The 23,755-nt window shown below is 65.1% G+C and carries 21 protein-coding genes; 16 read left to right on the top strand and 5 right to left on the bottom strand.

What is annotated here, in order from left to right; translation table 11 throughout:
- Positions 1-86: 86 nt before the first annotated feature.
- The gene (locus tag PMN64_RS33180) at positions 87-1,223 is read right to left on the bottom strand and encodes an acyl-CoA dehydrogenase family protein (RefSeq protein WP_411783731.1); all 1,137 of its coding nucleotides are present in this window, start codon (positions 1,221-1,223) and stop codon (positions 87-89) included.
- A 215-nt stretch (positions 1,224-1,438) separates the two neighbouring features.
- On the opposite strand from PMN64_RS33180, the gene PMN64_RS33175 reads away from it, so the two are divergent.
- Complete coding sequence (locus PMN64_RS33175; RefSeq protein WP_411783730.1) at positions 1,439-2,980, top strand: acyl-CoA synthetase; 1,542 nt, start codon at positions 1,439-1,441, stop codon at positions 2,978-2,980.
- A 124-nt stretch (positions 2,981-3,104) separates the two neighbouring features.
- The gene (locus tag PMN64_RS33170) at positions 3,105-4,325 is read left to right on the top strand and encodes an ABC transporter substrate-binding protein (protein WP_411783729.1); all 1,221 of its coding nucleotides are present in this window, start codon (positions 3,105-3,107) and stop codon (positions 4,323-4,325) included.
- Positions 4,326-4,599: 274 nt separating this feature from the next.
- On the opposite strand, the gene PMN64_RS33165 is transcribed toward PMN64_RS33170, so the two are convergent.
- Positions 4,600-5,364, bottom strand: a complete 765-nt coding sequence (locus PMN64_RS33165; protein WP_304498277.1) for a multiprotein-bridging factor 1 family protein — start codon at positions 5,362-5,364, stop codon at positions 4,600-4,602.
- A 253-nt stretch (positions 5,365-5,617) separates the two neighbouring features.
- On the opposite strand from PMN64_RS33165, the gene PMN64_RS33160 reads away from it, so the two are divergent.
- From PMN64_RS33160 to PMN64_RS33150, 3 genes are all read left to right on the top strand, one after another.
- Positions 5,618-7,837, top strand: coding sequence for a marine proteobacterial sortase target protein (locus tag PMN64_RS33160; RefSeq protein WP_411783733.1), 2,220 nt, complete (start codon positions 5,618-5,620; stop codon positions 7,835-7,837).
- Positions 7,838-8,041: 204 nt separating this feature from the next.
- On the top strand, positions 8,042-8,632 hold the full coding sequence (locus PMN64_RS33155; RefSeq protein ID WP_411783728.1) for a class GN sortase: 591 nt from the start codon (positions 8,042-8,044) through the stop codon (positions 8,630-8,632).
- A gap of 167 nt (positions 8,633-8,799) precedes the next feature.
- A complete protein-coding gene (locus tag PMN64_RS33150) occupies positions 8,800-11,022 on the top strand; it encodes an acetate--CoA ligase family protein (protein ID WP_411783727.1) in 2,223 nt (740 codons plus the stop codon).
- 152 nt (positions 11,023-11,174) lie between these two features.
- On the opposite strand, the gene PMN64_RS33145 is transcribed toward PMN64_RS33150, so the two are convergent.
- Complete coding sequence (locus PMN64_RS33145) at positions 11,175-11,936, bottom strand: S1 family peptidase (protein WP_028341513.1); 762 nt, start codon at positions 11,934-11,936, stop codon at positions 11,175-11,177.
- A 130-nt stretch (positions 11,937-12,066) separates the two neighbouring features.
- Positions 12,067-12,342 (bottom strand): hypothetical protein, encoded by a 276-nt coding sequence (locus PMN64_RS33140; protein ID WP_155258555.1) that lies wholly within the window; start codon positions 12,340-12,342, stop codon positions 12,067-12,069.
- A 29-nt stretch (positions 12,343-12,371) separates the two neighbouring features.
- Here PMN64_RS33140 and PMN64_RS33135 point away from each other — a divergent pair, with 29 nt between their 5' ends.
- The 9 genes from PMN64_RS33135 (at position 12,372) to PMN64_RS33095 (ending at position 21,415) form a co-directional block, all read left to right on the top strand.
- Positions 12,372-13,046: a LuxR C-terminal-related transcriptional regulator gene (locus PMN64_RS33135; RefSeq protein WP_028341514.1), complete on the top strand. Its 675-nt coding sequence runs from the start codon at positions 12,372-12,374 to the stop codon at positions 13,044-13,046.
- 345 nt (positions 13,047-13,391) lie between these two features.
- On the top strand, positions 13,392-15,845 hold the full coding sequence (locus tag PMN64_RS33130; RefSeq protein WP_028341515.1) for a S8 family serine peptidase: 2,454 nt from the start codon (positions 13,392-13,394) through the stop codon (positions 15,843-15,845).
- A gap of 172 nt (positions 15,846-16,017) precedes the next feature.
- A complete protein-coding gene (locus PMN64_RS33125; RefSeq protein WP_016842276.1) occupies positions 16,018-16,209 on the top strand; it encodes a hypothetical protein in 192 nt (63 codons plus the stop codon).
- A 57-nt stretch (positions 16,210-16,266) separates the two neighbouring features.
- A complete protein-coding gene (locus PMN64_RS33120) occupies positions 16,267-16,446 on the top strand; it encodes a hypothetical protein (protein WP_016842277.1) in 180 nt (59 codons plus the stop codon).
- Positions 16,447-16,482: 36 nt separating this feature from the next.
- Positions 16,483-16,824 carry a hypothetical protein gene (locus tag PMN64_RS33115; RefSeq protein ID WP_411783726.1) on the top strand — a complete coding sequence of 114 codons (342 nt, stop codon included), beginning with the start codon at positions 16,483-16,485 and terminating at the stop codon, positions 16,822-16,824.
- A 97-nt stretch (positions 16,825-16,921) separates the two neighbouring features.
- Positions 16,922-17,608, top strand: a complete 687-nt coding sequence (locus PMN64_RS33110) for a methyltransferase family protein (protein WP_411783725.1) — start codon at positions 16,922-16,924, stop codon at positions 17,606-17,608.
- Between the two features lie 169 nt (positions 17,609-17,777).
- Positions 17,778-18,410, top strand: a complete 633-nt coding sequence (locus PMN64_RS33105) for an HAD-IA family hydrolase (protein ID WP_411783732.1) — start codon at positions 17,778-17,780, stop codon at positions 18,408-18,410.
- Positions 18,411-18,865: 455 nt separating this feature from the next.
- On the top strand, positions 18,866-19,813 hold the full coding sequence (locus tag PMN64_RS33100) for an AAA family ATPase (protein WP_411783724.1): 948 nt from the start codon (positions 18,866-18,868) through the stop codon (positions 19,811-19,813).
- Positions 19,814-20,038: 225 nt separating this feature from the next.
- Positions 20,039-21,415 carry a vWA domain-containing protein gene (locus PMN64_RS33095; protein ID WP_411783723.1) on the top strand — a complete coding sequence of 459 codons (1,377 nt, stop codon included), beginning with the start codon at positions 20,039-20,041 and terminating at the stop codon, positions 21,413-21,415.
- 15 nt (positions 21,416-21,430) lie between these two features.
- Here PMN64_RS33095 and PMN64_RS33090 read toward each other — a convergent pair whose 3' ends face one another.
- On the bottom strand, positions 21,431-21,958 hold the full coding sequence (locus PMN64_RS33090; protein WP_411783722.1) for a hypothetical protein: 528 nt from the start codon (positions 21,956-21,958) through the stop codon (positions 21,431-21,433).
- 107 nt (positions 21,959-22,065) lie between these two features.
- On the opposite strand from PMN64_RS33090, the gene PMN64_RS33085 reads away from it, so the two are divergent.
- Both PMN64_RS33085 and PMN64_RS33080 read left to right on the top strand, forming a co-directional pair.
- On the top strand, positions 22,066-22,440 hold the full coding sequence (locus PMN64_RS33085; RefSeq protein ID WP_411783721.1) for a hypothetical protein: 375 nt from the start codon (positions 22,066-22,068) through the stop codon (positions 22,438-22,440).
- On the top strand, positions 22,422-23,642 hold the full coding sequence (locus PMN64_RS33080) for a DUF2235 domain-containing protein (RefSeq protein WP_411783720.1): 1,221 nt from the start codon (positions 22,422-22,424) through the stop codon (positions 23,640-23,642). Before PMN64_RS33085 ends, PMN64_RS33080 begins: the two co-directional genes overlap by 19 nt.
- Positions 23,643-23,755: the final 113 nt, after the last annotated feature.

Genomic DNA, 23,755 nt, shown 5'->3' with positions numbered 1-23,755 from the left:
ATCCTAAGTCTCGTGGGCTCGGAGATGTGTATAAGAGACAGTTCAGGGGGAGGGTGTTTCCTCGCTCGCAGCCCTATCCAGCGCGATCACAATCCCATCTGCCGGCTCGCGAGGTCCTTCATGATCTCCTCGGTGCCGCCGCCGATGGCGTTGACCTTGACCTCGCGGTAGATGCGCTCGACCTTGATGCCGCGCATGAAGCCGGCGCCGCCGAAGATCTGCACCGCCTCGGAGGCGCAGTGCGCCATGGTCTGCGTCGCCTGGTTCTTCATCATGCAGATCTCGGCGACCGGGCTTTCGCCCTGGCCGAGCCGCCATGCCAGCATTTCCAGCATCGCCTGCGAGGCCGCGACCTTCTGTGCCATGTCGACGATCTTGTGCCTGATCACCTGGTGCTGGGCGATCGGCTTGCCGAACGTCTTGCGCTCCTTGGCATAGGCGACCGCCTCGTCGAGGCAGACGCGCGCATAGGCGGTGCAACTCGCCGCCATGCCCATGCGCTCGCTGTTGAAGTTCTGCATGATGATCTTGAAGCCCTGGCCTTCCTCGCCGATCAGGTTCTCGACCGGCACGCGGCATTCGTCGAAGTGAAGTGTCGCGGTATCCGACGCCCACCAGCCCATCTTCTTCAGCTTGGTGCGGGACAGACCGGGCGTATTGCCTTCGATCAACAGCAGGCTGACGCCGCCGGGACCTTCGCCGCCGGTGCGCACCGCGACCGTCAGATAGTCGGCCCGCATCCCCGAGGTGATGAAGGTCTTCTCGCCGGAGACGACATAATGATCGCCATCGCGCCGTGCCTTGGTGCGCAGGTTCGCGACATCGGAGCCGCCGCTCGGCTCGGTGATCGCGAGCGCGGAGATCTTCTTGCCGGCGAGCACCTCCGGCAGCACCCGCGCCTTGACCTCGGACCGCGCGGCGCGCGCGATCGGCGGCGAGCCGATGGTGTGGCTCATCAGGCTCGAGGAGACGCCGCCGGCGCCGGCCCGCGCCAGCTCCTGCGAGGCCACGATCTTCATGAACTGGTCGGCGGCGACGCCGCCATACTCTTCCGGGAAGCCAAGGCCGAGCAGCCCGATCGCGGATGCCTTGGCATAGAGCTCGCGCGGAAACTCGCCGTCCTCGTCCCATTGATGGGCATAAGGCTCGATTTCCCTGGCAACAAAGCGCCGCATCACCTCGCGAAAGGCCTCGTGCTCGCCGGTGTAGAACGGGTTTGCCATCCGCGTGCTCCGTTGATTCTTCCCTCGGACGATGTCCGGATTTCTCCCGGTTCACTTGCGTCGAGTGGCTGCCATCGGTGCCGGCGTCCGGTCCGGCGATTTGCCAGCCACTAAACGCAAGACAGTATCCTAATACGCCGCCTCCACTGCCATTTCATGGCATCAATTGAGCCAGGAACAGGCGGCGCAAGACTGCCGTTCCGGAGGAGGGAAATTTGCCGGTTCGTTATTACGACTGGATCGCGCATCATCGCCGGCGCACGCCGGACAAGATGGCGCTTGTCGATCTCGCCAGCGATCGCCGCTTCAGCTATGCGGAGCTCGACGCCCGCGTGTCGCGGCTCGCTACCTGGCTGCGCGACGGGCTCAAGGTCGCCCGCGGCGACCGCGTCGCGGTGCTGGCGCTGAACACGACTGATACGCTGGAGGTGCAGTTCGCCTGCTTCCGGATCGGCGCGATCTTCCTGCCGCTCAACACCCGCCTCACTGTTCCCGAGCTGCGCTACATCACCGGCGACGCCGCGCCGAAGGTGATGATCCACGACGACGACCTCGCCGAGACCGCGCTTGCGGTGGCAAAGCTCTGCAATGTCGCTGCGACCGTGAGGCTCGGCCCGGGCGGCGCCTATGAGGCCGGCATTGCGGCAGCCACGCCGCTCGAACGGTTCGAGGAGGTCATGCTCGATGACATCTCGACCATCATGTACACCTCGGGGACGACGGGCCAGCCCAAGGGCGCGATCATCACGCATGGAATGACGTTCTGGAATTGCGTCAATCTCGGCGGCCCCGCCTACATCTCGCCGGCCTCGGTACTGCTCACGGTGCTGCCGCTGTTCCACACCGGCGGGCTGAATTGCTACACCAACCCCGTGCTGCATGCCGGCGGCACTGTGCTGATCATGCGCGCCTTCGATCCCGGCGAGGCACTGAAGCTGATCGGCGATCCCTTGCAGGGCATCAACGTATTCTTCGGCGTGCCCGCGATCTACCAGTTCATGGCGCAGCATCCGGCCTTCGCATCAGCGGATTTCAGCCGCCTCGTCATCGGCGGCGTCGGCGGCGCGCCGATGCCGGTGCCGTTGCTCAAGACCTGGGAGGCGCGCGGCGTGGCGCTGCAGCAGGGCTACGGCATGACCGAGACGTCGCCGGCGGTGATGGTGCTCGATCGCGAAGATGCTGCGCGCAAGGCCGGCTCGTCCGGCAAGCCGGTGCTGCACACCGAGGTCCGCATCGTGCGGCCCGACGGCAGCGACGCCGCAGTCGGCGAGCTCGGCGAACTCTGGGTCAAGGGTCCGAACATCACGCCGGGCTACTGGAACAGGCCGGACGCCAATGCCTCCTCCTTCACGGACGGCTGGCTGCACACCGGCGACGCCACGCGGATCGACGAGGAAGGCTTCTACTACATCGTCGACCGCTGGAAGGACATGTACATCTCGGGCGGCGAGAACGTCTATCCGGCCGAGGTCGAGAGCGTGCTGCATCAATTGGCCGCCGTCGCCGAGGCCGCTGTCATCGGCATCCCCGACGAGCAATGGGGCGAAGTCGGCATGGCGATCATTGCCGTAAAGCCAAGCCATTCGCTGACCCCGGCCGAGGTCCACGCGCATTGCCAGGCCAATCTGGCGCGGTTCAAGTGCCCGCGCCTGATCGAATTCATCGAGGTCCTGCCGCGGAACGCGACGGGCAAGATTCATAAGCCGACGCTTCGGCAACAATTCAGCCGGCCGAAGCCAACCGATACCGCGGCGTGAGCCAGACGCGCGCCGCGCGCTCCGGAATTCGCCGCGACAAGGATTACCCCGTTGCCGTCTGCCGGGACCGGCTGCGGGTTCGTTGCGTTAGTCCTAACCAAAATCAATCGAGGAAATTGCCTTTATGAAAACAACAACACTGTCGCTGCTGGCAGCCGCCACGGCGCTCTGCCTGCTCTCCACCCAGGCCGCCTTTGCACAAAAGAAATATGATACCGGCGCCTCCGACACCGAGATCAAGATCGGCAATGTCGAGGCCTATAGCGGTCCCGCCTCCGCCTACGGCGTCATCGGCAAGACCGAAGAAGCCTATTTCAAGATGATCAACGACCAGGGCGGCATCAACGGCCGCAAGATCAACTGGATCTCCTATGACGACGGCTACTCGCCGCCGAAGACCGTGGAGCAGATCCGCAAGCTGATCGAGAGCGACGAAGTCTTCCTGGTGTTCAACGCGCTGGGCACACCGACCCAGACCGCGGTGCAGAAGTATCACAACGCCAAGAAGGTGCCGCAGCTCTTTCTCGCCACCGGCGCCAGCAAGTGGAACGATCCGAAGGATTTCCCGTGGACCATGGGTTTCCAGCCGAGCTATCGCGTCGAGGCGCGGATCTTCGGCAAGTACATCCTGAAGGCCAAGCCGGATGCCAAGGTCGCGATCTTCTACGCCAATGACGATTTCGGCAAGGATTACCTGGTCGGCTTGAAGGAGATCCTCGACAAGTCGAGCGTCAAGATCGTCGCCGAAGAGAGCTACGAGACCACCGAACCGTCGATCGATTCTCACATCGTCAAGCTGAAGGACACCGGCGCCGACGTGTTCGTCAACATCTCGACGCCGAAATTCGCGGCGCAGGCGATCAAGAAGATCGCCGAGCTCCACTGGAAGCCGATGCAGGTGATGACCGACGTCTCGATCTCGATCGGCGCGGTCATGAAGCCTGCCGGGCTCGAGGCCTCGGAAGGCGTGCTGTCGGCCGGCTATCTGAAGGACGCGTCCGATCCGCAATGGAAGAATGACGAGGGCATGAAGAAGTTCATGGCCTTCGCCGAGAAGTACATGCCGGGCGCCAACCTCGCCGACGCCAATCTCGTCTATGGCTACGCCGCGGCCCAGACCATGGTGCAGGTGCTGAAGCAGGCCGGTGACAACCTGACGCGTGAGAACGTGATGAAGCAGGCCGCCAGCCTGAAGGATTTTGCGCCCGACACGCTGATCCCCGGCATCCGGATCAACACCAGCGCGACCGACTTCGCGCCGGTCGAGCAGCTCAAGATGATGCAGTTCAAAAATGGACAGTGGGAGCTGTTCGGCGACATCATCAGCGCCGAGACCGGCGGCTAGCGCCAGCAGCACGAACAGCTAGCACTAAGTATCGCGAAGCCGCCCATCCGGGCGGCTTCGCTGTTTTTGCGGATCGCGGGTGAAGCCAAGCCGAGTGACGCGCAAGCTATCTCACCGTCACCCTGAGGAGCGCGCCCTTGCGCGCGTCTCGAAGGGTCGACGGCCCGGCCGGTGGCCGTGCATCCTTCGAGGCTCGCTCCGCTCGCACCTCAGGATGACGGAACTGGCAGCGCGACGTGGATAGTTGCGCAGCAACGACCGACGAAACCTGTGGCTAGCCCGGCAAGAAAATCGCGAACGGCTCATCGATCGTCCGACGCAGATGCTCGCGATAGGCGGCGTAGTTCGCATCATCCGCCGACACCCGGCCGAGGCTGGGCTTGGGCACGTTCTTCACCGGCAGGAACGCGATCGGCGCGGCGACCGGCGTCAGCAGCGAGCCGCGGCCGGCGAGCAGTGTCGTGATGATGCCGTACATCTCGCCGGAATTGCGCGGGCGCGACACCGTGATCACGCGATGCTGGCCGTGCCTGTTGGTGACGAGGTAGACGAAGCCGGATTCATTGGGCACCGCGACTTCGCCGTACTGCGTATAGTCGGCGTCCTGCCGCTCGCCTTCGCGGAAGCCGAGCGATGAGGACGCCTCGTCCCAGGTGATCTCCGTCCGATAGGCATAGAGCGCGCCCTGCTCGCCGAACGACGGACGCACCGTGATGTAGGTCCCTTCGATCCGCGCCACCGCGCGGCGGGAATAGGATCCGAGGCTGTCGGGCGCGATCCCGCCAATGGCGGGTGCGGCCACCGTGATCGTCTCCGGCAGCTTGCGCAAGGACACACCCAGCGCCTGCTCCAGCCGCACCGTGGTCGCCAGCGTGAACGGGCGGCGGCCGCCGAGCACTTTTTCCAGCGTCGAAAGGCTCAGCTTCGCCTGCTCGGCCAGCGCCTGCCGCGAGATTCGGCGGCGGGCGATTTCCTCGCGGATGGTCTCCGCGACCTGCCGGCTCTGCTCGGCGGACAGCTGCTTGTCAGGCGTCGGCATCCAGATTCCTGCCCGGTTCCCCTTGATTCCGCGCAGTCTAGCAGACCGCACAACCCATCACAAAACCGCACAAACCCGCCTCCCGCGGCGGCGGGCCGCGCCGGACGGCGGCCAATCATTGCCGATCATTCTGCTCGCGCCAAAGCCGCCGTTCTCCATGATCGCGAGGCAGCGAAAGCCTCGCTCGGGAGTGACGAAAATGACGATTTACGATGCATGTGAGAGCAGCCCGCAGATCCGCCTGTCGCGCAGGATGCGCATTGCGCTGTTCTTCCTGGTGGAAGGTGTGGCCGCGCTGGTGATCGGTTTTGCGGCTTTGTTCGTGAGCTTCGATCCGGTGTGGTCGGCCGAACTGCCGCGACAGGCGGTGCTGCGGCCATCAGATGCGCGCTCCGGCTCGCTGCTGTTCAAGACCGACGATGGCTACAGGGATGCACTCAGGCTCGGCGTCGATGTCGACCTCACCGTGTCGGGCCCGACCGTCCGCGTCCGCGTCACGCAGATCTTCCGCAACCCGACCAAGGAGTGGGTGGAGGCGACCTATATCTATCCGCTGCCGGCTGGCGGCGCGGTCGACACGCTGAAGATGGTGGTCGGCGACCGCGTCGTGGTCGGCGACATCAAGGAGCGACAGCAGGCTCGCGCCATCTATGAGCAGGCCAAGCAGAACGGCCAGAAGGCCGCGCTCACCGAACAGGAGCGGCCAAACATCTTCACCAACTCCGTGGCCAATATCGGCCCCGGCGAAACCGTGCTGGTGCAGATCGAGTATCAGGAGCCGGTGCAGCAGAACGGCAGCGAATTCTCGCTGCGGGTGCCGATGGTGGTCGGCCCGCGCTACAATCCGCGTCCGGTGGTGCAGAGCGTCGACCTTCGCGCCGACGGCAACGGCTGGGGCGCCACGTCAACCGATCCCGTGCCGGACCGCGACCGCATTGCGAGCGAAGTGCTCGATCCGGCGGAGAATGCGCCGGTCAATCCGACCAACATCACCGTGCACCTCAACGCCGGCTTCCCGCTCGGCGAGGTGAAGAGCCATTTCCACCAGGTCAGGATCGAGAGTCCCGACAGCACCACGCGCATCGTCAAGCTCGCCGAAGGCCCGGTGCCGGCCGATCGTGATTTCGAGCTGACGTGGAAGCCGGCCGCCGAGAAGGCGCCATCGGTCGGGCTGTTCCGCGAGCATGTCGGCAATTCCGACTATCTGCTCGCCCTCGTCATCCCGCCGTCGGTCGAGCAGGCGCAACAGAAGCCGTTGCCGCGCGAAGTGATCTTCGTGATCGACAATTCCGGCTCGATGGGCGGCACCTCGATCATCCAGGCCAAGGCGAGCCTGACTTACGCGCTCGGCCGCTTGCAGCCGGCCGACCGCTTCAACGTGATTCGCTTCGACGACACCATGGACACGCTGTTCTCGTCGCCGGTCGCGGCAAACAGCGCCAATATCGGCAATGCGACGGCGTTCGTCAGCGCGCTGCAGGCCCGCGGCGGCACCGAGATGGTGCCGGCGATGCGCGCGGCGCTGTCAGACACCAACCATGACGACGCCAATTACGTCCGCCAGGTCGTGTTCCTGACCGACGGCGCCGTCGGCAACGAGCAGCAATTGTTCGAGACCATCAGCGCGCTGCGCGGCCGCTCGCGGGTATTCATGGTCGGCATCGGCTCGGCGCCGAACACCTATCTGATGACGCGCGCCGCCGAACTCGGCCGCGGCACCTTCACCCATATCGGCTCGGTCGAGCAGGTCGACGAGCGCATGCGCGGCCTGTTCGCCAAGCTGGAGAACCCGGCGGTGACGAGCCTCTCGGCGAAATTCTCCGAGGCGACGGCCGACCTGACGCCGTCGGCGCTGCCCGACGTCTATCGCGACGAGCCGCTGGTGCTGGCCGCCAAGCTCGACAAGCTTGCCGGATCGGTCGAGATCAAAGGCCGCATCGGCGACCGCCCGTGGAGCGTGACGCTGCCGCTCGCGAATGCCGCCGAAGGCAAGGGCCTGTCGAAACTGTGGGCGCGCCGCAAGATCGCCGATGCCGAGGTGGCGCGCACCACGCGACAGGAGAGCCCCGAGGAAGCCGACAAGACCATCCTCGCGCTGGCGCTGGAGCATCAGCTCGTGACGCGGCTGACCAGCCTTGTCGCGGTCGACAAGACGCCGAGCCGCCCCGAAGGCGAGCCGCTGAAGTTGAGCGAACTCCCGCTCAACCTGCCCGCTGGCTGGGATTTCGCGAAGCTGTTCGGAGAGCGTCCGAGTCTGCCGGCTGTACCGGGCGAGCGGCGCGCCGACGGTGGCGACGGCAAGGTGCAGCTCGCTGCGCTGAAGCGGTCACCGGTCGCGACGCAAGCTCCCGGCACGATCCAGCTGCCGAAGACCGCGACCGATGCGGAGTTGAAAATGATCGCGGGCGTGATCCTGCTCACGGTCAGCCTTCTCCTCCTGGTGTTCAACCGGCGTCAGACGTCGCCCCAATGACGTCGGAAGAAAGGAGGAGGTGCCCCCCAACCTCCTCCTTCAAGAGCGCGCGCGGCCTTCCACCCGTCCCCCAAGGGCCGCGCGCGCCACTCTTTTCCAACCCGCAATGTCATTCCGGGGCGATGCGCAGCATCGAACCCGGAATCTCGAGATTCCGGGTCTGGTCCTTCGGACCATCCCGGAATGACAGCAACAGGCGCAACAATGCCCCGCTTCATCCCATCCCTCGCCTTCGCCCTCATCGGCCTGATCCTGTTCGGCCAGGGCGCCTATATCCACGCCAAGGCGCTGCTCGCGCAGGTCCTGCTGGAACACGCCTTCGCACAGAGCATCGCGACCGGCCAGCCGGTGAAGCCGTGGAGCTGGGCCGACACCTGGCCGGTGGCGCGGATCGAGGTGAAGCGCCTGCACGCTTCCGCGATTGCACTTGCCGGCAGCAGCGGCCAGGCGCTGGCGTTCGGCCCCGGCCATGTCGAACAGACCGTCGATGCCGGCGAGCGGGGCGTGGCGGTCTATTCCGCACACCGCGACACGCATTTTCGCTTTCTCAGGGATGTCACAATCGGTGACGAGATCGACGTCACGCGAAGCGACGGCAAGATGTTTCGCTATCGGGCCGATCGCAGTTCGGTGGTCCGCTTCGATCAATCGGGGGTCGATCCGCTCACCGACCGACGTGAACTGGTGCTATCGACCTGCTGGCCGTTCGACGCGCTGACATCGGGGCCCGAGCGTTATCTGTTGCACGCGACTTTGGTCGAAACGGATTCGCGCCCGCGCGAATCGGGTTCCTGATACGCATCAATTTTGCGCCTGCCGGGATATTGCGCGCGGTGCCCTGACCTGCGCCAGCATGAGTTGCTACCCCCTTTCCCTCGCCATAAAAACAATGAAAAATCGCGCGCCTCACGGTGATCCGCCGTCCAGAGGAAACAAAGACAACAAGGATAAGGGCAGGCTCCATGGAAGCTTTCGCAAGCACCGCGTCTCATGTGTCCCACAAATGGGCGCCGCCCGCTGACGCCAGCGATATCGTCAAGAGCATCCACGCGATGCTGCATCCGCGCAACATCGTGCTGGTCGGTGCTACCGACAAGCCCGGCAATTACGCCGAACGGATCTGGAACAATCTGGTCAAATACGGCTACGCCGGCGGCCTCTATCCAATCAACGCCAAGCGCGAAGCGATCTGGGGCGTCACCTGCTACAAGGACTTCGCCAGCCTTCCCGAAAAACCCGACCATGTGCTGGTGCTGGTGCCGGCCCGGTTTGCGGTACAGGTGATCCGCGACGCGGCCGCGGCCGGCGCGCGCTCGGCGACCATCGTCACCTCCGGCTTCAGCGAATTGCAGGATGAAGAGAGCCAGCGGCTCGCGGTCGAGCTGAAGCAGGCGATCAAGGAGACCGGACTTGCCGTCACCGGCCCGAATTGCCTCGGCAATCTCAGCGCCGGCGAGAACCTGTTCACCAATATCGACGACCGCATCGTCACCATGGAGCAGGGCGCGGTGGCGATCGCCGGCCAATCCGGCGCGATCGTGATGGCGATCCGCCAGGCGCTGGAGGATCGCGGCGTCGGCGTCGGCTACATGGTCACGACCGGCAACGAATCCGGGCTCGAGACCCCGGACCTGATGAGCTATTTCGCCGCCGATCCGAGCATCCGCGTCATCGTGGTCTATCTCGAAGGCGTCAGGAACACAAAAGTGTTCCGCGATGCCTGCAAGGCCGCGCGCGCCGCCGGCAAGCCGGTGATCGCGCTCAAGCTCGGCGCCTCCGAAGGCGGCCGCGCCGCGGCGATGGCGCATACCGGCGCGCTCGCCGGCTCGATCGAGACCTTCGATGCGATCTCGACCCGCGAAGGCGTGATCCGGGTGCGCGGACTGGATGAATTGATCGAGGCCACCGAGTGCTTCGTCCATGCCGATCCGCCGAAGGGCAATCGCCTCGCGGCGGTGTCGCTGTCGGGCGGCAAGCGCGGGCTTTTGATCGACGCGTTCTATTCCGCCGGGCTGAATTTTGCGCCGCTGAGCCCGAACGCCTCGGAGCAGCTGGCAAAAATGCTCGGCCCCGGCAGCATCGTCGGCAACCCGCTCGACGCCGGCTTTGCCGCGGTGGTCGATCCCTCCGTCTACATGAAGTCGATCAAGATCATGATCGACGATCCCGACACCGACATCGTCATCATCGATGCCGAGCTGCCGAAGGCGCCGCACGAGCTGCGCGAGCGCAATTTGCGCATCGTCAACGAGATGGCGGGCCAGGCCAACAAGCCGGTGATCTATATCAGCGCGATGTCGATCGGCTTCACCGAGTTCACCAAGGGGCTGCGCAAGTCGCTGCCCGATATCGCCGTCATGCAGGGCCTCGACCGCGCGGTCGGCGCGATCAAGTCGCTGATCGAATATGCCGGCCTGCGCAAGGAAGTACCCGATATCGCGTCGAGCTCGAAGGCATCGGCGCGCGCGGTGCTGGAGAAGACGCTTAAGGCCGCCAACAATGCCGCCGCACTCGATGAGGTCGCCTCGAAGAAGCTGCTCAAGGCCTATGGCATCCCGATCTCAAAGGAAGAGGTCGCGCAGACCGCGGCGGGGGCCGTGAAGATCGCCAAGAAAATCGGCTTCCCGGTGGTCGCCAAGGTGGTCAGCCCCGACATCCTGCACAAATCCGATATCGGCGGCGTGGTGCTGAATCTCGCCAGTGCGGCCGAGGTGAAGAAGGCGTTCAACGACATCACCGCGCGGGTGAAGAAGCTGAAGGGCAAGCCGAAGCTCGAGGGCATCCTGATCGCACAGCAGGTCAAGGCCGACCTCGAGCTCGTGGTCGGTGCCTCGCTCGACGCCGAGATGGGCCCCGTCGTGCTGTTCGGCACCGGCGGCGTCGATATCGAGCTGATGAAGGACGTCGCCCTCGCCGGCGCGCCGCTCGACGCCGCCGAGGCGAAGGAGCTGATCGCCAGGACCAAGGCCGGGGTCAAGATGAAGGGCTACCGCGGCAAGCCCGCGCTGCACGAGCCGTCGGCGGTGAAGGCGCTGGTCGGTCTTTCCAACCTGATGGCAGACGCCAATGGCCGCATTGCCTCGATCGACGTCAACCCGTTCCTGATCAACAGCAAGCTCGGCGTCGCCGTCGACGGCCTGATCGTGCTGAACAACGCCGCCGCGAACAAGGCCGCGGGGCATTAGGCTTCACTCCCTCTCCCCGTTCTTACGGGGAGAGGGTCGGGGTGAGGGGCTCTCTCCGCGAGGCGGTACCAGACGAAAGACCTGTACCCCCTCACCCGGATCGCATCTCACGATGCGATCCGACCTCTCCCCGCAAGCGGGGCGAGGTGACTTTAAAAGCTCGCACCCCACTGCCGCGCGGTCTGCATCACCCAGTCGCGATAGAGTGTCAGCGGCGTCACGCCGGTGATGCCGCCGCAGCCGGCGGCGCCGTTCGGCCCGGTGGACCAACTCACCACGCCGACGATGGCGGGGCCGCCCTGCTTGTTCTCGAACACCGGCGCGCCGGAATCGCCGGTGCAGGCCCCGAGCCCTTCGCGCAAACCCTGCCCGACCGGATCGACGAGACGGATCTGCAACGTGCCGGGCTTGCCGCTCGCGATCAGGCCGGCGACGCGGGTAGCGCCACCGCTTTTGCCGTCACCGCGCACGGTGACGCCGACGCCCGCGATGGTGAAGCGGCCGCCGACCTGGATCGGAATGTTTGGCATGCCGAGCGCGGCCGGTGCCTTGCCTGCGGCCGGCGCCGCGAGCTGCAGCAGCGCGACGTCGGCGGTGGCGACATGATTGGTCATCGCCTGCATCCGAAAGCCGGGATGGATCGCAACCGTCCTGACGTCCTGCAGCGTCGGCTGCCTGTCCGCGCCATATTCGACGATCTTGTAATCGGCGCCGGGCTGCACGCAATGCGCCGCGGTCAGCACGACCTTCGGCGCGATCAGCGCGCCGGTGCAGAAATTGCCGCGCGAGCCGACGATGGTGACGACGGAGCGCGCAACGCCATCCGTCGACGGCGCGCCGCCGCCGACGATGGCCAGCGCCGGCGTCGCCACCAACAGGGTCAGAAAAGCTGTCGCTCGAATCACGCTCGTCATGAAACCCCGTCGGTCTGCTGCTGAATCGAGCCTATCCGAGGCGCGGCATTGCGTCGCTCGCACCGGGCTCTGGAGAACACGCAATATTGTACAGAGCATCCAGACCTGCGCGCGTCAATTGTCTAAATATCTACGCGTCGATCTCTACGACGTTGAAGTCGCCGCCGGAATCCTGCAGCGCCATTGCGTTCACGCGCCACACATCGCCGTCTTGTCGCCATACGCACACATCGAATCGCGCGTCCGGCGCGCGGGTGACGTTCGAATGTGAACTGCGTCTCTTGATTGCCCGCATCAGCGCCGTAATTTCGATCCGGCAATCATACAACCTCCGGCAGCATATCGCATACTTACCTTTATGACTTTTCTGGATGCCGGCGCCGTAGATCTCAACACGGCGCTCCATCCGTCATTTCGTTGAGTTAGAGGATAATGATGAGGATAGCGGTCGTCACGCCGATCAGGCTGTTCAGCGAGGGGCTTACCTCGAGTTTCCAGAACCACGCCGAGTTTGCGATTGCGGCGGCGGTGTCCGATCTCGCCGGCCTGCGCGAGACCCTCGAGACCGACAGTGTGAATGTCATTCTGATCGACGTCACACAGGGCATCGATCTCGACGAAGTGCGTGCGATTGCGAGCGACCATGCGGATGTCGCACTGGTGGCGCTCGGCCTCAACGAGGACCGGCGCGACGTGGTCCGCTGCGGCCGGGCCGGATTCAGCGGCTACATTTCCCGGAACGCCAGCTTCGATGAGCTCTGCCGGGCGCTGTCGGATGTGGCATCGGGGCGGCTCGCCTGCAGCGCCGAGATTTCCGGCGGCCTGCTGCGCGCGCTGTTCTGCATGGAACGTCAAGCGGATACGATCGACGCGGACCAGGGGCTGACGCGCCGCGAAAGCGAGGTTCTCAAGCTGATCGGACACGGCCTGTCGAACAAGGAGATCGCGCGCGATCTCAATCTCAGTCTTGCGACGGTCAAGCACCACGTCCATCACGTGCTGCAGAAGCTCGGCCTGCCGCGCCGGGCGCAGGCGATGCGACGGGTGCGCGAAGCACCGTGGATCGCATCATCGGCAGCGATCCCCGATCGGGCCCGCGAGCTCGACTGACACCGACATCCTGAATTCCGTGTTCGCCCGACGCGCGGGTCGCGTTCGCGCACCGGCGCGCAGATGCAAGCGCATGTCTGCCCTGGCACGCACAATGGTGCGGTGAGATCGGTCTCGACTAAACCCTTCGATCGATCGTTCGAGAGGCAGGATCGATCTCATCGACCGATCGATCCGTATCGCCGGCTCGATCCTTTCTGATCCACCGCGGTGAATAGGCCTTTCGCGTCACAGCTGCCACAACTGCACCAACGCAACGACATGTGGTTCGCTGCGTGAGAGCAAATTGTCGCGGAAGACGGATCGGCTGCACGGATTTGCGGCTGATCAGTCGGGATTGATTTCATGAATCCAGTTGCCGATATCGCTGGTCTGGCTGCCTTATGGCAGAGAACGTCGGGCGGCGACCCCGCGGTCAAGATCGCGATCATCGACGGCCCCGTCGATTTCAATCATCCTTCGCTCAGGCAGGCCCGCGTCGCCAGGGGCGGCGAGTTCGTCGCACCGGCTTCGCCGATGATCCAGTCCGAGCACGGCACGCATGTCACGAGCGTGCTGATGGGCACGCCCGGCAGCCCGGTGCTCGGCGTCGCGCCGAATTGCAGCGCGACCGTGTTCTCGATCTATCGCGAGAATGTCGCCGGGCAGATCGAGCCGTCGTCGCAAAGCACCCTGGCGCTCGCGATCAACCAGGCGCTCGCCGCCGGCGCCGACGTCATCAATATCAGCAGCGGCCAGCAATCCGCGACCGGCCAAGCCGACCGCATTCTGGTCGACGCGGTCCGCGCTTGCGAACGCGCCGGCAAGCTGATCGTCGCCGCCGCCGGCAATGACGGATGCCGCTGCGTCCAGGTGCCGGGCAGCCTCGCTTCGGTGCTTGCGGTCGGCGCGTGCGATCCGGCCGGCAATCCGCTGCCCTTCAGCAATTTCGGCGACGCCTATCTCGAGAACGGCATCCTCGCGCCGGGCGAAAACATCGCCGGCGCCTCGCCGGTCCGCAATATCAGCCTGCGCTCCGGAACGAGTTTCGCGGCGCCGATCGTCAGCGGCGTCGTCGCCCTGCTGCTCTCATGCCTGCGCCAGACCGGACGCAAGGCCGATCCGCAAGCCGTCCGTGCCGCGCTGCTCGAAAGCGCGGTGCCCTGCCGCAGCGACGGCAGCGCCTCGCGCTGCCTCGCCGGACGGCTCGATATTCCCGCGGCTGTCGCCGCCCTGCTTGGCGAGCAGGCGGACGCCGTCATGCCGTCGGGTGCCACGGCCGCGACTCCCCGTTTCCGGGGAGTGTCCGCGCGCCCTTTCGTCCAACCGTCATCCGCCGCTCAGCCAACTGCAACCAGAGAGGGTTCCATGGGAGATCTATCAGCAATGTCTGCACCATCGGCTCCGCGCATATTCGGGCCGGACGGCTCGGTCCTGCGCAGCAGCGCCGGGATCATGCCAAGCGAAGCGCAGCCTGCTGCGCCCGCAGCGCCTGCGGCCATCGCCGCGGCCGTTGATCACGGCGTCGCCGTCGCGCCGATCGCGGCGCCGGCGCCGTATCCGTATCACGCCCCCCACGCGGGCGGCGACATGGTCTGGATGCCGACGCCGGCGCCGCAGATGGTCATGCCGCCGATGATGATGCCGCAGATGGCGATGCCGGCGGCCGGCATGATGCCGCAGGCCTGGCTGCAGCCGCAGCAGCTGCCTGCGCTGATGCCGAGCAACGCGCTTCCCGTCGCGATGCCGCAGGCGCTGCCGATGTACGAAGCCCCAGCGGTTCGTACCAGCGAGAAGAGCTGCGGCTGTGGCGGCGGCATGCGTCCGCAGGGCGCCGCGGCGGAATCCACCGGACAGCTCGCGTTCCCGATCGGCCGGCTGTTCTACGATTTCGGCAAGGAGGCCCGCCTCGACTACTTCGTGCAGGCCATCGCCAATTGGCGCGACAGCCTGATCGGACGCGGCGATCCGGCGTTCGGACCGGAGCGCGACCGCTCCGGCGATACCTCGGCGCCGTACAATCCGGCGATCATGGCGCGCTATCTGTTGAACCAGGCCGAAGGCGAAAGCGCGACGCCGAGCGGCTCGGGCAACAACTTCCCGGATGCCGATGCCATCATCTGGACGATGACGATCGACTCGATCCCGATCTATGCGGTCAAGCCGCTCGATGTGTTCGGTCTCGGATTCTTCGCCGCGCTGATCCTGGCGCTCTGGCATCAGGAGGTCTCGCATGACGATCCATCGAACACCCGAACCGTGGTACCGGCAGCGCGCGGCGGCGACGATACGCCACCGACCACGCCCCCGGCTTTCCCGCCGCGCGGCGGTGTTGCGCGGATTTCGATGGCCGGCTGGGTCGACAGCGCCAACACGACCAAGCTCCTGAACGGGACCGTCGTGCCGACGCTGGTGACCGACTGGCGCGGCTTCTACCAGTGGGATCTCTACACGCTCTTCGGACCCGATCCCGACACCTGGCCGGCCGGCGCGGAAGGCTTCCTCGAACGGATCTACAACGAGTTCCGCAATGTCGGCCTCTCGCCGCAGGATCGCGCGCTGAACTATTCCGCGATGAATGCCTACAACACGCGGAAGATCTTCACCGACGTCGCCAAGAAGGGCTTGCGGCTCGACACCGTCGAGGTCGACCAGAGCGTCATCTGCCGCCCGGACTCGGTTTGTCACGACGTGACTTACCGCTTCTTCAATCCGACCCAGGTCCTGACCCAGGCGCGCGAAGTCTATCAGTACACGATCGACGTGAGCGACGTGGTGCCGGTGGCGGTCGGACCGCTGCGGCAGTGGCAGGTCTATTGACGCGATTGCTCCTCTGCGTCCGGAGGAGATCAGAACGTGGCGCGAATGCGTCACGTGGTCCGGGGGATCGACGCGATGAGCGATCCCCTGGGCGACGTCCAGCGACGGCTGCCCCGGTCGGTGCCCACCTCCCGTAGTTGCCGTCAATTCAAACCGAAAGAAGGAGCTGAACATGTACGCAAGGAACGACTTTGAGACCTTCGGCAGCGTGCGTAGCCCGATCCAGTGTGAGGGCATCGAGCGCGGTCCGAAGCGGATTGCCGACGTGGCGACCAACGGGTCGGTCAACCCGCAGGGCTGGGGAGAAATCCTCGGCGGCGTCGCGCAGGCGCTGCCGGGTGTCCTCGGCGCCTTCGGCATCTGATCGCCAAACTCGGGGCCCGGCGCTGTCGGGCCCCACCCCACCTTCGAGGAGGCCGACATGATGCAGAAATCCACCGCCAGGAGCCCACAGCAACAGCAGCAGAACGGTCGCCGGATCGAGCCATCCGGCAAGATCGTCGTGTCGTCAGTCGTGAGCCACGCCTCGCTGATCGCCGCGATCAGCGACCGCAACCCGATCATCGCCAAACGCACCACATCCGACGAAGACAAGTCCTGACGTCGTCGTCATCACCGAACCTATGGAGCCGATGCCATGGCAAGACCGCCCCGCAAATCCGGATCCGACAGCGCCGCCTCGCCGCCGCCGGCGGAAGCACCTTCCGCAGCGTCACGCATGGCCCAGGCGCGGCGCCCGATGGAGGCAGCTGTTGTCGCCCGTCCGAAGATCGCCACCACCCCCACTCCGCCGACAACGCCGACCTATCTGGCGCCGCCGCAGGGCCCCGGGGCTCCGCAGCAGATGCGCCATGATGGCTCACCGCATTCGGAGGAGCGGCTCAACACTGCGATGAAGATCCTGCTCGATCCCACGGCGCGCGCGCTGCCGAGCAAGGTCTATTCCGGACAGGCGCGAAACTGGACCCGCAGATCGTAATCGGCTTTGCGCGCCGAGCAGGCCGCGATCCGCAACCGCGCACGCAACGGCCCGCCCGATCCGGCGGCGCGGCCGTTGCCGTTCGCCGGAGAGCAACATGAACGAGAACGGCAATCCCCCTCGCGTCAATCTGCGCCGCGTCGCCTTCACTTGTGTGGGCCTCGGCACGTTCCTGTTTCTCGCGGCCGGCACGCTGCGATGGGCCGGCGCTTGGGTGTTCCTGCTCGAGATCACGATCGGTGGGCTGATCACCGAGGCCTGGCTCGCTCGGCACGATCCGGGGTTGCTGGCGGAGCGGCGCACCGCGCGCGGCCAGGCCGGATGGGATCGCGTCATCACGACGATCATGCCGCTGCTGTGGCTGACATGGCTGCCGCTGATGGCGTTCGATGCAGTCCGCTACCAGACATCGCTCGTGCCCTTTTGGTTGCAATGCGCCGGCGCCGTGATGATCGCGGCATCGTTCTACATCGTCTACCGGACCTACCGGGAAAACAGCTACGCCGCGCCGGTCGTGAAGATCCAGCGCGAGCGCGGGCATGCTGCGGTGACCACTGGACCTTACGCCTATGTGCGGCATCCGATCTATGCCAGCGGCCTCCTGACCTATGTCGGGACGCCGCTGCTGCTGGGATCCTGGTATGGCCTTGCCATCGTGCCTGTGATGGCGGCGCTGCTCGGCTTGCGGTCGCTGATGGAGGAGCGGATGCTGACCGCCGAGCTCGACGGCTATGCCGAATATCTCGCGCGGGTGCGTTATCGGCTGGTGCCGATGGTCTGGTGAGCCCGTTCCGCGTGGCGGATTTTGCCGCGAACTGGCGGCTTGCCTGATCGACGGCAATTCCAATAAAGAAGGCTGAACGCGCGTTTCCCTGTTGTCCTGCAATCGGCCGGACGATCCGAGGCGAAGCCGCCGCTTTGCAACGGGCAGGACTTTGATGATCGAGACTTTGATGATCGAGGCAGTGATCTGGGATTTCGGCGGCGTGTTGACCACCTCGCCGTTCGAGGCATTCGCACGCTATGAGACCGAGCGCGGCCTGCCGATCGACATCATCCGCCGCACCAACGCCGCCAACCATCTCGAGAACGCCTGGGCCAAGTTCGAGCGCGCCGAGATCGATATCGACGCGTTCGACGCGCTGTTCGCGACGGAATCGAAGGCGCTCGGCGCCGAGGTGCGCGGCAAGGACGTGCTGCCGCTGCTCTCCGGCGACCTGCGCCCCGAGATGGTCGAGGCGCTGAAGCGCATCAAGGCGCAATTCAAGACCGGCTGCATCACCAACAATCTGCCGGCGAACGCGATCGGCAGCCGCAGCGGACGCACGCTCTACGTCGCCGAGGTGATGGCGTTGTTCGACCACGTCATCGAGTCCGCGAAGATCGGCCTGCGCAAGCCCGACCCGCGGATCTACCAGATGATGGTGGAGACGCTGCAGGTGAACCCGAAGAACTGCGTCTATCTCGACGATCTCGGCGTCAATTTGAAGCCGGCGCGCGAGATGGGCATGACCACGATCAAGGTCGCGAACGCCGCGCAGGCGATCGGCGAGCTTGAAGCCGCGACCGGCCTCACGCTGAGGTGAGGCGGTTTCGCAGCCGGCACGACCAGATGCAGCTCTGCATGGCGCATGCGCATCTGGACTGCCTGAAGCAGGCGATCGACCAGAAGATCCTTGGCCCGCAGCGCAAGGAATACGTGAAGAGCTGCGCGGGCTGACGGTAGCCGGTCTACGAGATTCTTCCCCTTCCCTCTGAAAGGGGGAAGGTCGGGATGGGGGTCAGCCGCAGACGCCAGAGTTGATGGAGAGAGTAGATCCCCACCCGCTTTGCTCTGGCGAGCAAAGCGACCTCCCCTTTTCAAGGGGAGGTTCGAACTACACGCTAACGACCGTATTGCGCTCGGCGGAAATAGCCCGGAACCATTGCGCTAACGCCAGCCTTTAGCCCTCATGCCTTTGCGGGCCAAACGAGCCTTGTGCTTTGTCCGCAACGGGCGCAGAACAGGTCCGAGTTCAAGGCAAATTCGGAGCTGATCCTCGTGGCTGACACCAGGCCCACCGCCTCGATCGAGGCCGTGGAAAGCGGCCTCGCCGCGCAAGGCTATATTGCGAGCCGGCAGATCGCGACCGCGGTCTTTCTCTCGCAGCAGATCGAGAAGCCGATCCTGGTCGAGGGCCCTGCCGGCGTCGGCAAGACCGAGCTGGCGAAGGCGATCGCCGCATGGCGCGGCATGAAGATGATCCGCCTGCAATGCTATGAGGGCCTCGACGAGGCCAAGGCGCTGTATGAGTGGAAATATGCCAAGCAACTGCTCTACACCCAGATCCTGAAGGACAAGCTCGGCGAGGTGCTCGGCGGTGCGCAGTCGCTGGCCGCCGCGCTCGACCAGCTCCACACCTTCGGCGACGTGTTCTTCTCCAAGGAATTCGTCGAGCCGCGGCCGCTGTTGCAGGCGCTGGAGCAGCCCGCGGGCTGCGTGCTGCTGATCGACGAGATCGACAAGTCGGATGCCGAATTCGAATCGCTGCTGCTGGAAATCCTCTCGGACTTCCAGGTCACGATCCCCGAGCTCGGCACCGTCTCCGCGGTGGCGCCGCCGACCGTGATCCTGACCTCGAACAGCGAGCGCGATCTTGGCGACGCCTTGAAGCGGCGCTGCCTGCATCTGCACATCGGCTTCCCCGAGCAGAAGCTGGAGGAGCGCATCGTCGAGAGCCGGGTGCCCGGCATCTCGCAGACCCTGCGCAAGCAGATGGTCGGTTTCATCCACGAGATCCGCTCGCTCGACCTGAAGAAGCTGCCCTCGGTCAGCGAGGCGATCGACTGGGCGCGCGTGCTGGTGCTGCTGCAGGCCGGCGAGCTCGACACCGAGATCGTCAAGGACACGCTCAACGTGCTCCTGAAATACGAGGCCGATATCGAGGCCGCGATGCCGCAGATTTCGTCCTTCATCGCCAAGGCGTCGCGCCAGGGCGTGTTCAGCTAGACCAACATGCGATTGGTTCGAACCATAGCCGAGAGCGAGCTGCGCCCCCTCTCCCGCCTGCGGGGGAGGGCTGGGGTGGGGGTTTCACCACGAGTCATTTCGCGGAGAGAGCCCCCACCCGTATCGCATCTTTCGATGCGATACGACCTCCCCCGCAAGCGGGAGTGGTACAGCGAGCCTGCCGCCAGATCGACTGAACATCACTTTTTCTACCGATAGATCACCATGCGCGAGAACCTGCATCGCTTCTTTCGTGCGGCGCGGGGGGCCGGGGTCCGGGTCTCGCCCGCCGAAAGCATCGATGCGATGCGGGCGGTCGCCCAGGTCGGCTTTGCCGACCGCGACGTCCTGCGCGACACCTTCCTGCTGACGCTTGCCAAGACGCAGGACGAGAAGCGCGCGCTCGGCGAATGCTTCGATCTGTTCTTCAGCCAGCCCGAACCGCAGCAGGAGAACGCCGAGCAGAGCAAGACCGACGACGGCAGCGAATCCGGCGCCAACCCGTCGGCCGACGAGCATGGCGATGCGGCGGGCGGCGCCGCCAGCGAGAATGTCGGGCCGCTGGCGCAGATGCTGCTGTCGCAGGATCGCTCCGCGATATCGAGCGCGATCGCCAACGCCTCCGGCGCCGCCTCGCTGCCCGATATCCGCTACTTCACCCAGCGCGGTATCTTCCAGACCCGCATCCTCGATGCGATGGGGATCCAGCGCCTGCGCGACGACATCGACGACCTGACCACGCGCAATCCCGCGCTCGCCGAACGGCTGCAGGAGGCGCTCAACGGCCTGCGCGGCACCGTTCGCGATGCGGTCTCGCAGGCCCTGCTGCTGTACGGGCGCGAGGAAGCGGAGAATTTGCGCAACGAGATCCTGCGCAACGCGCCGCTGGCGCGGATCGAGCCGCGGCAGGTCGAGCAGATGCGCACGCTGATCCGCCAGATCGCGCGCCGGCTGCGTGAGCGCTACTCCAAGCCGCGCAAGCGGCAGCGCCGCGGTCATCTCGACGTCCGCCGCACGCTGCGCCGGAACGCGGCCTGGGGCGGCGTCCCCTTCCTCACCGCGTGGAAGCGCAAGCATCGCGACCGTCCGAAGATCGTCGCGCTGTGCGACGTCTCGGGCTCGGTCGCCCGCGTCTCGGACTTCTTCCTGCTCCTGATCCACAGCCTGCACGAGGCGGTGGACGACGTCCGCTCATTCGCCTTCTCGGGCCACCTGATCGAGGTCAGCGATATCCTGGAATCGAACTCGCCGGAAGAGGCGATGAAGGAGATCATGTCTAAGGTCGGCTTCGGCTCGTCCGACTACGGCAATTCCTTCGCCGATTTCGAGGACAACTGGATGAGCGCGATCACGCCGCAGACCACGGTGATCGTGCTCGGCGACGCCCGCAGCAACAATCTCGATCCGCGCGCCGACATCCTGCGCCGGATCGGCGAACGCTCCAAACGGCTGGTCTGGCTCAACCCCGAGGGCCGCATGGTCTGGGGTTTTGGCGATTCCGAGATGCCGCGCTACGCGACCTTCTGCAGCGTGGTGCGGCAGTGCGCGACCGCGCAGCAGCTCGAGCGTGCCGTGTCGGATATCGTCGCGACGTATCAGTAGGCCGCCGGCCGCGCCTTAGATGGCAAGCGACTCGCCGTGGAACAGCCATCCGACGAACGCAGCCAATGTCAGCGCGATCGAGGCGAAGATGCCGACCAGCTTGATCGTCGTGATCGCCTTCAGGATCGAGACCGACCGCGCCGCCGCATTCGGGTCGCCGTGCAGCAGCAGCCATGCCAGGAGACAATCCTCGATCAGGTCGCTGAGCAGGTACACCGCCGGCACGACCAGGCCGAGCCACGCCGCGGACGGATAGATCCGGCTGAGCCAGTGCGATGACGCCGCGCCCATCGCGCCCGCCAGCGCCAGCATGACGATCAGATCGAGCGGAAACAGGATCGGAAAGACATACTTCATCCGCAGATCGGACTGCACCAGCTCGCCAAGCTGGTCGCCGGTGTAGCTCAGCGTCTTCTCCGGAAAGCGGGTGCGAAACCTGTTTGCGAACACACGGTCGGAATAGCTGCCGACCCACCAGAACAGCCCGAACGCCACCACCACAAGTCCTGAGAGAATGGCCGTCACGAGAGCTTGAGGGCTCATGCCGACCCGTTCCTGTTGTTGTTGTGGAAGCTGCGGGAGGCAGCAGGAGAGATGATCGCGTGCACCGCGGAGTCCCTGAAAGGGAGAAAATGTCGACGCATATAGCAATGATCGACGGGCAGGTTTCCATCTTTTCCGAAGTGTTGCAATTGAATTCTGGGAGCGCCATTGGCGGCCGACTCAACGCATCACGAACGGAATTGGATCACGGCAACTCTCCGTCATGGCCGGCATCGGCGAGCCGAAGCGACGCCGTCCTTGGCGCAGCTTCGGCCGGCCGTGGCGAGATTCAATTCGAAACCAACGGCAGGCTACGCCGACCCGTACTCGCGCTTCGGCGTCCCGGCATCACCGGCGGTCACCCCGCCCGCCACACAACTGTCCTCAATTGGAGATTGAATTTTCACCGCGCTCTGCCGTACATAGAAGTCGCGAATTTTCACGGCGACCGCGAGGGCAACGGATGCCGAAGGATATTGTGATTTGTTGCGACGGCACCGGCAACGAGATCGGTGACAATATTTCCAACGTGCTGAAGCTGTTCCGCGTCGCCGACAAGAATGACCGGCAGCGGATCTATTATCATCCCGGCCTCGGCACCATCGGCCTGCAAAACGCCTGGGGCCGCTTCAAGCAGCAGATGCGCGGCTTGTTTGGGCTGGCCTTCGGCGCCGGTCTCGACCAGGACACGCTCGGCGCCTACCTGTTCCTGTGCCGAACGTGGGAGCCCGGAGACCGGGTCTGGATGTTCGGCTTCAGCCGCGGTGCCTACACGGTGCGCGTGCTCGCGGCCTTCGTCCATGTGATGGGCCTGCTGCCCGTCGACCAGCTCGACCTCGCGAGCTACGCATTCGGCACCTACAAGAAAGCCAGCTCCGACGCCCAGAAGTCCGACGGCACGTTCGACTATGCTCCGTTGAAGGAAGCCTGGCATTTCAGCCAGATTGCCGGTGGCCGCAACATCGATATCGAGTTCGTCGGGGTCTGGGACACCGTGGCCTCGATCATCGTGCCGCGGCAGGACAACTTCCTGTTCGACCTGCAGACGCTGCTGTTCACCCGGACCAATTCCAGCGTCAAACGGTTCCGCCAGGCGATCTCGATCGACGAGCGCAGGCGCATGTTCCGACTCAATCGCTGGATCGAGCCGCAGAAATTCCGCTCGGATCCGTTCGATCCGGCAACGGAGGTGGAGCAGGACATCCGCCAGGTCTGGTTTGCCGGCGTGCACTCCGACGTCGGCGGCGGCTATCCGGAAGACCAGAGCGGGCCGTCAAAGTTTCCGCTGATCTGGATGCTCGAACAGGCCAAGGCGGCCGGCCTGCACATGGATCAGGCGCTGATCGATCATCTCGCCTGGGGGATGCCATTGCCGCCGCACAAGCACGACTATGTGCCGCCGAGCGCGACCGCCCCGCTGCACAATTCGCTGACCGCCGCCTGGGAAATCCTGGAATGGATTCCGAAGAGCGACAAATGGAAGGAATGGCCGGAGCGGAAATCCTTCCTCGGCTTCTATCTGCCGCGCGGCGAGCCGCGGCCGATTGCGGACGGCGCGACCATCCATGCCTCGGTGCTGGAGCGCATGGAGAAGGATCCTGCCTACAAGCCGATCAATATGCCGAAGACCTACAACGTCGAGCCAATGACGCCGCCCCCGGCGCCACCCGCTCCGACGGCCTGACAGCGTTAGAGAATGATTTAGCAACCGAGAAGGCAGCCTGCTCCCTCTCCCGCTTGCGGGGGAGGGTTGGGGCTGTCTCTTATACACATCTCCGAGCCCACGAGACTTAGGAT

This window comes from Bradyrhizobium sp. UFLA01-814 (genome assembly GCF_046718885.1).
GTDB lineage: Bacteria > Pseudomonadota > Alphaproteobacteria > Rhizobiales > Xanthobacteraceae > Bradyrhizobium > Bradyrhizobium elkanii.
This window is presented reverse-complemented; position numbering and strand designations above follow the sequence as displayed.